The sequence below is a fragment of the Citrobacter sp. genome, assembly GCF_050252275.1.
In the GTDB taxonomy this organism is placed as follows: Bacteria; Pseudomonadota; Gammaproteobacteria; order Enterobacterales; family Enterobacteriaceae; genus Citrobacter_A; species Citrobacter_A amalonaticus.
Window position 1 is genome coordinate 1 of sequence record NZ_JBFWLF010000167.1, and the last position, 10,083, is coordinate 10,083.

The 10,083-nt window shown below is 53.3% G+C and carries 9 protein-coding genes, 1 pseudogene and 1 other annotated feature; of the genes and pseudogenes, 3 read left to right on the top strand and 7 right to left on the bottom strand.

The window, feature by feature from the left end; translation table 11 throughout:
• Window positions 1–354: pseudogene (locus tag AB7E14_RS14590) on the bottom strand (transaldolase B); the annotation flags it as partial.
• Between the two features lie 283 nt (window positions 355–637).
• On the opposite strand from AB7E14_RS14590, the gene AB7E14_RS14595 reads away from it, so the two are divergent.
• Both AB7E14_RS14595 and yaaA read left to right on the top strand, forming a co-directional pair.
• Complete coding sequence (locus AB7E14_RS14595; protein WP_042998015.1) at window positions 638–2,068, top strand: alanine/glycine:cation symporter family protein; 1,431 nt, start codon at window positions 638–640, stop codon at window positions 2,066–2,068.
• Between the two features lie 69 nt (window positions 2,069–2,137).
• A complete protein-coding gene (yaaA, locus tag AB7E14_RS14600) occupies window positions 2,138–2,911 on the top strand; it encodes a peroxide stress protein YaaA (protein WP_058587605.1) in 774 nt (257 codons plus the stop codon).
• 96 nt (window positions 2,912–3,007) lie between these two features.
• Here the strand turns inward: yaaA and thrC are convergent, their stop codons facing one another.
• The 6 genes from thrC to yjjY form a co-directional block, all read right to left on the bottom strand.
• A complete protein-coding gene (gene thrC / locus AB7E14_RS14605; protein ID WP_044328249.1) occupies window positions 3,008–4,291 on the bottom strand; it encodes a threonine synthase in 1,284 nt (427 codons plus the stop codon).
• Window positions 4,292–4,294: 3 nt separating this feature from the next.
• A complete protein-coding gene (gene thrB / locus AB7E14_RS14610; protein ID WP_042998018.1) occupies window positions 4,295–5,224 on the bottom strand; it encodes a homoserine kinase in 930 nt (309 codons plus the stop codon).
• A gap of 1 nt (window position 5,225) precedes the next feature.
• Entirely contained in the window at window positions 5,226–7,688 is a 2,463-nt protein-coding gene (thrA, locus tag AB7E14_RS14615) for a bifunctional aspartate kinase/homoserine dehydrogenase I (RefSeq protein WP_042998019.1), read from the bottom strand.
• 25 nt (window positions 7,689–7,713) lie between these two features.
• Window positions 7,714–7,834: a sequence feature (Thr leader region), on the bottom strand.
• A complete protein-coding gene (thrL, locus tag AB7E14_RS14620; RefSeq protein WP_001386572.1) occupies window positions 7,770–7,835 on the bottom strand; it encodes a thr operon leader peptide in 66 nt (21 codons plus the stop codon). Its footprint overlaps the feature before it by 65 nt.
• 334 nt (window positions 7,836–8,169) lie before the next feature.
• Window positions 8,170–8,856 carry a tRNA/rRNA methyltransferase gene (locus tag AB7E14_RS14625; RefSeq protein ID WP_316962846.1) on the bottom strand — a complete coding sequence of 229 codons (687 nt, stop codon included), beginning with the start codon at window positions 8,854–8,856 and terminating at the stop codon, window positions 8,170–8,172.
• A gap of 398 nt (window positions 8,857–9,254) precedes the next feature.
• The gene (gene yjjY, locus AB7E14_RS14630) at window positions 9,255–9,395 is read right to left on the bottom strand and encodes a protein YjjY (RefSeq protein ID WP_042998021.1); all 141 of its coding nucleotides are present in this window, start codon (window positions 9,393–9,395) and stop codon (window positions 9,255–9,257) included.
• 95 nt (window positions 9,396–9,490) lie between these two features.
• On the opposite strand from yjjY, the gene arcA reads away from it, so the two are divergent.
• On the top strand, window positions 9,491–10,083 hold a 593-nt coding region (gene arcA / locus AB7E14_RS14635), incomplete at its 3' end, for a two-component system response regulator ArcA (protein ID WP_428169628.1).

The following is a 10,083-nucleotide window of genomic DNA, read 5'->3' on the forward strand; positions in this document are numbered from 1 at the left end:
CATCTTGATCAGACGTTTTGCTTTCGCGATGGACGCGTCGGTGTCGTAAGACAGACGAGCGTCAACTTCAGTAGAGATACGACCCGGGACCAGTTTCAGGATCTCCAGACCGATATTTACTGCCAGTTTGTCGGTCGCGTCGACGATCTGCTGTGCGCGGTCGTTGCTCTGCTGCTTAGCCCAGGCTACAGCGTCATCAATCAGCTTGCGGTATTCTGGGATCTGCGCTGCGTTAAGAATGAGAGAAGGGTTGGTTGTGGCATCCTGCGGCTGATACAGCTTCATTGCCGCGATGTCTCCGGTGTCGGCCACCACGGTGGTGAACTGACGAAGGGAGGTCAATTTGTCCGTCATGATAGTGTTTCTCTTTAAACAGCTTGTTAGGGGGATGTAACCGGTCTGCCCTGATGATAACACGACGTTGTGACAGCGCAACCGCAGACAATGCGCTTATCCCCATGAGGGCATCTGCGGACAATTTCTGGTCCGGGCTTGATGTGACGCCCCATTCAGGTACACAACCTCATGTATACTACTCGGCCGCTATCAATTGTCCGGCAGCGTATATACTATTCGACAATTGGTAACGCTTACACAGGGTTGTTACAGCGTACCGGCAGCAACAAGAGGGATGTTAATGCCTGATTTTTTCACGTTCATTAATGATGTGCTCTGGGGATCGGTAATGATCTACCTGCTCTTCGGAGCAGGGTGTTGGTTTACCTGGCGCACAGGCTTCGTCCAGTTTCGCTATATCCGCCAGGTTGGCAGAAGTCTGAAAAACAGCATTAACCCGCAGCCGGGAGGGTTAACCTCTTTTCAGTCACTCTGCACCGGCCTTGCCGCCCGTATCGGTAGCGGTAACCTGGCGGGTGTGGCGCTGGCCATTACCGCAGGTGGACCAGGCGCGGTGTTCTGGATGTGGATCGCCGCCATCATTGGGATGGCGACCTCATTTGCTGAATGTGCCCTCGCACAACTCTACAAAGAACGCGATCGCCACGGTCAGTTTCGCGGTGGCCCCGCCTGGTATATGGCACGTGGTTTAGGCATGCGCTGGATGGGCGTGTTATTCGCCATCTTTTTGCTGATCGCCTACGGCCTGGTGTTCAACAGCGTGCAGGCCAACTCCGTCTCCCGTGCTCTCAAATTCGCGTTTGATTTCCCTCCGGTTGCTACCGGTATTGTCATGGCGATTGCCGCCCTGTTGGTTATCGTCCGCGGGATCAAAGGCGTGGCGCGGATGATGCAGTGGTTTGTCCCTGTGATGGCGTTGATGTGGGTGGTCACCAGCCTGGTGGTTTGTCTGATCAACATCGACCAACTGCCGGACATCATCATTTCTATCGTCAAAAGCGCGTTTGGCTGGCAAGAAGCGGCGGGCGGCGTGGCGGGGTATACGCTGAGTCAGGCGATCACCAGCGGTTTTCAACGCAGTATGTTCTCCAATGAAGCCGGAATGGGCTCAACGCCTAACGCTGCTGCCGCAGCAGCATCCTGGCCGCCGCACCCTGCGGCACAGGGGATCGTGCAGATGATCGGCATTTTTATCGATACGCTGATCGTCTGTAGCGCAACGGCAATGTTGGTTTTACTGGCCGGTAACGACGCCACCTATGCGCCGATGGAAGGGATCCAACTGGTGCAGAAAGCGATGAATACACTGGTCGGAGAGTGGGGCGCGGCATTCGTCGCAGTCATTGTGATTCTGTTTGCCTTCAGCTCTATTGTGGTTAACTACATCTATGCGGAAAACAATCTGTACTTTCTGAAGCTGGACAATAAGCGCTTCATCTGGGCTTTACGCATTACCTCCTGTTCAACCGTCGTGGTCGGCACCTTGCTTAGCTTCCCGCTGCTGTGGCAACTGGCGGATATCATCATGGCCTGCATGGCGATCACTAACCTGACGGCAATATTGTTGCTCTCTCCGGTGGTGCGTACCCTGGCCAGCGACTACTTGCGTCAGCGTAAACTCGGCGTTCGCCCAGTGTTTGATCCACTGCGTTACCCGGACATCGGACAGCAATTGGCACCAGATGCCTGGGACGACATACCGCGAGACTAATCGCAACTATCGATCAACTCAGTCGTGTTTTTTGCTACAGTCGCAGTAAATTTCCTGCAAGGACTGGATATGCTGATTCTGATTTCACCTGCAAAAACGCTCGACTACCAGAGCCCGCTGGCAACAACGCGCCATACGCTACCTGAATTACTGGATCACTCGCAGCAACTGATTCATGTGGCGCGTAAACTTTCAGCCCCGCAAATCGGCAAGCTGATGAACATCAGCGACAAACTCGCCGATCTAAACGCCACCCGTTTTCATGACTGGCAGCCGGACTTCACGCCAGAAAACGCGCGTCAGGCCATTCTGGCTTTCAAAGGCGATGTCTATACCGGACTACAGGCCGAAAACTTCAGTGAAGCCGATTTCGATTTTGCCCAGCAGCATTTGCGTATGCTCTCAGGTTTATATGGCGTGCTGCGCCCGCTGGATCTGATGCAACCTTATCGTCTGGAAATGGGTATCCGTCTGGAGAACGCCAAAGGGAAGGATCTGTATCAGTTCTGGGGCGATATCATCACGGATAAGCTTAATGAAGCGCTCGCCGCACAGGGCGACCAGGTGGTGATTAACCTGGCATCGGATGAATACTTCCGCGCCGTGAAACCGAAGAAACTGAATGCCGAGCTGATTAAACCTGTCTTTCTCGACGAGAAAAACGGTAAGTTCAAAGTCATCAGTTTCTACGCCAAAAAGGCGCGCGGCCTGATGAGCCGCTACATCATTGAAAACCGCCTGACGACGCCTGAACAGCTCACCGGCTTTAACAGCGAAGGTTACTTCTTTGATGACGCCGCGTCTGGCAACGGCGAACTGGTGTTTAAGCGTCACGAGCAGTAATGCGCATTTCGCCGGATGGCGGCTACGCCTTATCCGGCTTTCTCATCTCCACCGCCTGACAGGCCCGGTAAGCGATAGCGCCACCGGGCAGACGGTTTAGCGCGTCATCATCAGCTTACGCAGGGCGGCAAAATCCGCCGGCAGATGTTGCGAAAGCAGCGGTAGATCCGCACGTTCTGCCAGTTCTTTCGGCAGATCCAGCGTTTCATTGAGGATCGTTTCCACGCTCTCTTTAAACTTCGCCGGGTGCGCCGTGCCGAGGAAAAGACCGTACTCGCCCGGATTGAGCTGATCACGCAGGGCGCGGTAGGCCACGGCGGCATGAGGCTCAGAAGTGTAGCCCTTCGCTTTCAGTTCGCGCATCGTTTCCTGTGTGGTTTCATCATCTACAGCCGCATAACCCAGCTCATTCAGACGCCAGATTTTACGGCGGAACAACTCCTCAACGCGCGGCCAGTTGTTCGGCTGACTCACATCCATCGCGTTAGACAACGTCGCCTGGGTCGCTTTTGGCGCCCACTGCCCGTCCTGCAGGAAGCGTGGCACTGTGTCGTTAACGTTGGTGGCTGCGATAAAACGCTTCACCGGCAGGCCGAGAGATTTCGCCAGCAGGCCCGCCGTCAGGTCGCCAAAGTTACCGCTTGGAACAGAAACCACCAACTGATTCCGCGCCTCCTGCGGCAATTGGGCAACGGCTTCAAAATAGTAGCAAATCTGTGCCAGCAGGCGGCTGATGTTGATGGAGTTCGCCGAGTTCAACCCCAGCGCCACTTTCAGTTCTTCATCATCAAACGCCTGTTTAACCAGCGCCTGGCAGGCATCAAAATCACCATCGATGGCAACAGTTTCAATGTTACCGCCCAGCGTGCAGAACAGTTTTTCCTGCAACGGACTGATTTTACCGTTCGGATAGAGGATCACCACGCGCACGTTCGGCAGACCATAAAACGCATGCGCCACGGCCGCGCCGGTATCACCAGAGGTTGCCGTCAGAATGGTCACCGGTTTTTCGCCACTGATGTGGGTCAACATCTGCGCCATAAAACGACCGCCGAAATCTTTAAACGCCAGCGTCGGGCCATGGAACAGCTCCAGACAGCCGACATCCCCTTCCACCTGAGCAACCGGCGCCGGGAAAGCAAAGGCTGCGCGCACACGTTCTTCGAGGATCTCCTGCGGGATTTCATCGCCGATGAATGCCGAGAGGATCTTTGTGCTACGGCTGACGAAGTCCTGGTTCAGCATCTCATCCACTTCTGTCAGGTTGAATTCCGGCAGATCGTGCGGGAAAAACAGCCCCTGATTCTTGCCCAACCCCTGCGTGACGGCCTGTGCAAAACTAACCTGTTCGTTGTGATCTTTAAGATTGTAGAGTTTCATCAATTATCCCAGTACTCGTGCGCCCGCCGTGTCCAGCCGGCAAATATGAACAAAGCCTTCCTGATTTTGCAGGTAGTGACTGCCCAGCCAGTCCGCCACACGCTGCGCGGTCTCCGTTTTATCGCAGAGCGCAAACAACGTCGGCCCTGAACCGGAAATACCGCTGGCCAGCGCGCCAATTTCCGCGACGGCCTGACGCGCCTGAGCAAAACCAGGCAACAGACGTTCGCGATACGGTTCGGCAATCACATCCTTCATCAGTTTCGCCGCAAGCCCTGGCTGACGGGAATAGCAGGCGTGAATAAACCCGGCCAGGTGACGCCCGTGGGCAATGCAATCCTGGCGACGATACTGCGCAGGCAGGATCGCCCGCGCTTCTGCCGTGGAGACTTTAATGCCAGGATAGGCCAGTACCCACAGCCACTCATCAAAGCCTGGCACCTGCTGGCTGATAATGCCGTTTTCTTCAATCATCAACTGCATACCACCGAGAAAACATGGCGCGACGTTATCGTAGTGAATGCTGCCGGAGATACGCCCTTCCAGCTCGCCCATTATTGCCAGCAGACGCGTGTCATTGAGCGGCTTGCCGCAGTACTCATTCATCGCGACCAGTGCCGCCACCACCGAGCAGGCGCTGGAACCTAATCCGGAGCCGATCGGCATATTCTTTTCCAGGGTCATCGCCACCGGAATTTGCTTACCCAGTTCCTGACAAAAACGTTCCCAGCACTGGTAAACAATATTTTCTCGCGGTTCTGGCGGTAGCTTGTCGGCAAAGCGGCCCAGATTATTCAGGCTGAAACTGTCCGCCGCCTCAACCGACACCACGTCGCCCAGCAGTGAGCCATCAACGGGCGTCACCGCCGCCCCAAGCACATCAAATCCAACGCTCATATTGGCACTGGAAGCCGGGGCATAAACTTTAACCATGTTAGACTCCTAGCTTCCATGAGAGAGTACGCAGCAGGTCAGCAAACACCCCTGCCGCCGTGACGTCGTTACCCGCACCATAACCGCGCAGAACCAGCGGTAGCGGCTGATAGTAGTGGCTGTAGAACGCCAGCGCGTTTTCGCCGTTTTTCACTTTGTACAACGGATCGTTACCGTCCACTTCAGAAATCTTCACCCGACAGACGCCGTCTTCTTCGATGTTGCCAACATAGCGCAATACTTTGCCCTCATCACGGGCTTTTGCCACCCGAGCGGCAAAGGCATCGTCAAGCTGCGGCAGATTCGCCATAAACGCCTCAACGTCGCCTGAATCATCAAACGCTTTCGGCAGCACCGGTTCAATGACGATGTCTGACAGTTCCAGCTCGCGCCCGGTTTCACGGGCGAGGATCAGCAGCTTACGCGCCACGTCCATTCCCGAAAGATCGTCACGCGGATCGGGTTCGGTGTACCCCATTTCACGCGCGATACGAGTCGCTTCAGAGAGACTCATACCCTCGTCGAGCTTACCGAAAATAAATGACAGCGAACCGGACAGGATGCCGGAGAACTTCAGCAATTCATCGCCCGCATTCAACAGGTTTTGCAGGTTTTCGATCACCGGCAGACCGGCACCCACGTTAGTGTCATAGAGGAATTTGCGCCGTGACTTCGCGGCAGCGAAGCGCAGCTGATGGTAGTAATCCATTGACGAGGTATTCGCCTTTTTGTTCGGCGTGACCACATGGAATCCTTCACGCAGGAAGTCCGCGTATTGATCGGCCACCGCCTGACTGGATGTACAATCCACAATCACCGGGTTCAGCAGGTGATATTCCTTCACCAGACGGATTAAGCGACCAAGATTGAACGGCTCTTTCGCTTCAGCCAGTTCAGCCTGCCAGTTTTCCAGATTCAGGCCATGCACATGGGTCAACAGCGCTCTCGAGTTCGCCACGCCGCACACGCGCAGATCGATATGTTTTTTCTTCAGCCAGGTTTGCTGGCGCTTAAGCTGCTCCAGTAACGCGCCGCCTACCCCGCCAACGCCAATGACAAACACTTCAATTACCTGATCGGTATTGAACAGCATCTGATGGGTGACGCGTACGCCCGTCGTGGCATCGTCGTTATTGACCACGACCGAAATGGAACGCTCAGAAGAGCCCTGCGCGATAGCCACGATATTGATATTCGCGCGCGCCAGTGCGGCAAAGAATTTCGCCGAAATACCCCGCAGTGTCCGCATGCCATCCCCAACGACGGAGATAATCGCCAGTCGTTCAGTGACCGCCAGCGGTTCCAGCACGCCCTCTTTCAGTTCGAGATAGAATTCATCCTGCAAGGCACGCTGCGCGCGGGCGCAGTCGGCCTGCGGCACGCAGAAGCTGATGCTGTACTCAGAGGATGACTGGGTAATCAGTACCACGGAAATGCCTGCACGGGACATCACCGCAAACACGCGCGCCGCCATCCCCACCATCCCTTTCATGCCAGGACCGGAGACGTTGAACATCGCCATATTATTAAGGTTGGAAATCCCCTTCACTGGCAGATCGTCTTCATCGCGGCTGGCGCCGATCAGCGTGCCTGCCGCCTGCGGGTTACCGGTATTTTTGATGAGGCAAGGGATCTGGAACTGCGCGATGGGGGTAATGGTACGAGGGTGAAGCACTTTTGCGCCGAAATAGGAGAGCTCCATCGCTTCCTGATAAGACATCGATTTCAGCAACCTGGCGTCAGGTACCTGGCGCGGGTCACAGGTATATACACCGTCGACATCTGTCCAGATCTCGCAACAGTCGGCGCGTAAGCAGGCCGCCAGAACCGCTGCGGAGTAATCGGAGCCATTGCGCCCCAGCACCACCAGTTCACCCTTCTCATTACCGGCGGTGAACCCGGCCATCAGCACCATGTGATCGGCGGGTATACGCCCGGCGGCGATGCGGCGAGTCGATTCGGCGATATCGACGGTAGATTCGAGGTAGTGCCCCACCGCCAGCAGTTTTTCGACCGGGTCAATAACGGTAACGTGGTGGCCGCGGGCTTCCAGTAACCCCGCCATGATGGCGATCGACATCTTTTCGCCACGGCAGATGAGCGCAGCGTTAATGCTGTCCGGACACTGTCCTAGCAAGCTGATCCCATGCAGCACATGTTTGATTTGGGCAAATTCCTGCTCAACAAACACTTTCAACTGCGCCAGCGGAAAGCCCGGCTGGGCGTCGGCGAGTCCGGTCAGAAGTTCGGCAAAAATACGTTCGGCATCACTGATATTGGGTAATGCGTCCTGACCTCCGATGGTTTTTTCAATCATCGCCACCAGATGGTTGGTAATTTTAGCGGGGGCAGAAAGAACGGTCGCTACCTGCCCCTGCCTGGCATTGCTTTCCAGAATATCGGCAACCCGCAGAAAACGTTCTGCATTTGCCACTGATGTACCGCCGAACTTCAACACTCGCATGGTTGTTACCTCGTTACCTTTGGTCGAAAAAAAAGCCCGCACTGTTCAGGTGCGGGCTTTTTTCTGTGTTTCCTGTACGCGTCAGCCCGCACCGTTACCTGTGGTAATGGTGATGGTTGTGGTAATGGTGGTGCTGATGCGTTTCATGGATGTTGTGTACTCTGTCATTATTTACCCTAAATAATTCGTCTTGCAGGAAGGCGGCAATTGCGTGAAGCCCTGGCGCATAGAAAACGATGTGACTGGGGTGAACAAAAATCGCCAACGCAGATGCAACTCGAAGTATGACGGGTATCTGTCTGTGCTGTATGTCTATATTGGTTAAAGTATATGGTGAGCTAAGTCAATAAATATTTGATTTACTCACCTGACGAAACTTGTTCATGAGCTGCTGGCGAAAGGTTTATTTTCAACCAAACCCGCAGGAAAACCCCTCTTGAAATCAGCAGTTATCACCATAAATACAACTAAAGGAAAATTATTATTTTGTGACTTTTTTTTCGACATCATGGACCAGGCGGTGCAACATTGCCGTGTCTCGCTGCCCTAATTGCCCCAGACGCTGTTGCAGCCAGTCGACCAGTTTGCTGTCATCTGCAACCTCCAGAGTGGCCAACAGGCTCATGATGCGTGAGCGTAATGCCTGTAACTGAAATTCATCAGATGAATCGACTTCTTTAGCAGGTTGTTGCATTAAATTTGTTAATTGATAGCAGTAGACCATCACCGCCTGCCCCAGATTCAATGAAGGATAATCTGCAACCATTGGCACGCCGGTCAGAACATCCGCCAGTGCCAGTTCATCGTTGGTCAGTCCGGAATCTTCACGACCAAAAACCAGCGCGGTGTGATTCATCCAGGCCGATTTTTCTTCCAGCAGCGGAACCAGTTCCGCCGGCGTCGCGTAGTAGTGAAATTTTGCCCGACTGCGAGCCGTGGTGGCGACGGTAAAATCAACATCGACAAGCGCGTCCGCAAGCGTCGGAAAAACAGTAATATTATCAATAATATCGCTGGAGCCATGCGCCACCCAGCGCGTGGCGGGTTCAAGATGCGCCTGACTGTCAACGATACGCAACTGAGTGAATCCCATGGTTTTCATGGCGCGAGCCGCAGCACCAATGTTTTCCGCTCTGGCGGGAGCGACGAGGATAATAGTAATGCGCATTTTTTTACTCTTTATGCCTGTCCGCGGGCAATTGTGTGAACTATGTCAAGATATTACGCGGAGCGAATTTACAAAATTTTAACCAAAATCAGTGGAAAACCGTTTCACCTTTCATAAAAGGCGCTAAACTGTTTCCTTACTTTACTAATGTTTTTTATGTTAACAGAAACAGTATATCCTTCTGTTTATCAGAGATAATTTGATTTAAAATGAATCTCATTCATAGGATTCGCCGTGTTAATTAGTTATCCTGTGCAACTAGTTGGATTATTGCAATTTTGTGATGAAAGCTAGCATTTAGATACGATGATTTCATCAAACTGTTAACGTGCTACAATTGAACTTGATATATGTCAACGAAGCGTAGTTTTATTGGGTGTCCGGTACGTCTTAGCCTGTTATGTTGCTGTTAAAATGGTTAGGATGACAGCCGTTTTTGACACTGTCGGGTCCAGAGGGAAACTACCCACGACCAAGCTAATGATGTTGTTGACGTTGATGGAAAGTGCATCAAGAACGCAATTACGTACTTTAGTCATGTTACGCCGATCATGTTAATTTGCGACATGCATCAGGCAGGTCAGGGACTTTTGTACTTCCTGTTTCGATTTAGTTGGCAATTTAGGTAGCAAACATGCAGACCCCGCACATTCTTATCGTTGAAGACGAGTTGGTAACACGCAACACGTTAAAAAGTATTTTCGAAGCGGAAGGCTATGATGTATTCGAAGCGACTGATGGCGCGGAAATGCATCAAATCCTCTCTGAATATGACATCAACCTGGTGATCATGGATATCAACCTGCCAGGCAAAAACGGTCTTCTGCTGGCGCGTGAACTGCGCGAGCAGGCTAACGTTGCGCTGATGTTCCTGACTGGCCGCGATAACGAAGTCGATAAAATCCTCGGCCTCGAAATCGGTGCAGACGATTACATCACCAAGCCGTTTAACCCGCGCGAACTGACTATCCGTGCCCGCAACCTTCTGTCTCGTACCATGAACCTGGGTACCGTCAGCGAAGAACGTCGTAGCGTTGAAAGCTACAAGTTCAACGGTTGGGAACTGGACATCAACAGCCGTTCTCTGATCGGGCCTGATGGCGAACAGTACAAACTGCCGCGCAGTGAGTTCCGTGCCATGCTTCACTTCTGCGAGAACCCAGGCAAGATCCAGTCCCGTGCTGAGCTGCTGAAGAAAATGACTGGTCGTGAGCTGAAACCTCATGA

Coding starts and splice junctions, on each gene's coding strand:
- AB7E14_RS14595 (WP_042998015.1), top strand. CDS start 638: ATGCCTGATTTTTTCACGTTCATTAATGATGTGCTCTGGGGATCGGTA.
- yaaA (WP_058587605.1), top strand. CDS start 2,138: ATGCTGATTCTGATTTCACCTGCAAAAACGCTCGACTACCAGAGCCCG.
- thrC (WP_044328249.1), bottom strand. CDS start 4,291: ATGAAACTCTACAATCTTAAAGATCACAACGAACAGGTTAGTTTTGCA.
- thrB (WP_042998018.1), bottom strand. CDS start 5,224: ATGGTTAAAGTTTATGCCCCGGCTTCCAGTGCCAATATGAGCGTTGGA.
- thrA (WP_042998019.1), bottom strand. CDS start 7,688: ATGCGAGTGTTGAAGTTCGGCGGTACATCAGTGGCAAATGCAGAACGT.
- AB7E14_RS14625 (WP_316962846.1), bottom strand. CDS start 8,856: ATGCGCATTACTATTATCCTCGTCGCTCCCGCCAGAGCGGAAAACATT.
- yjjY (WP_042998021.1), bottom strand. CDS start 9,395: ATGACTAAAGTACGTAATTGCGTTCTTGATGCACTTTCCATCAACGTC.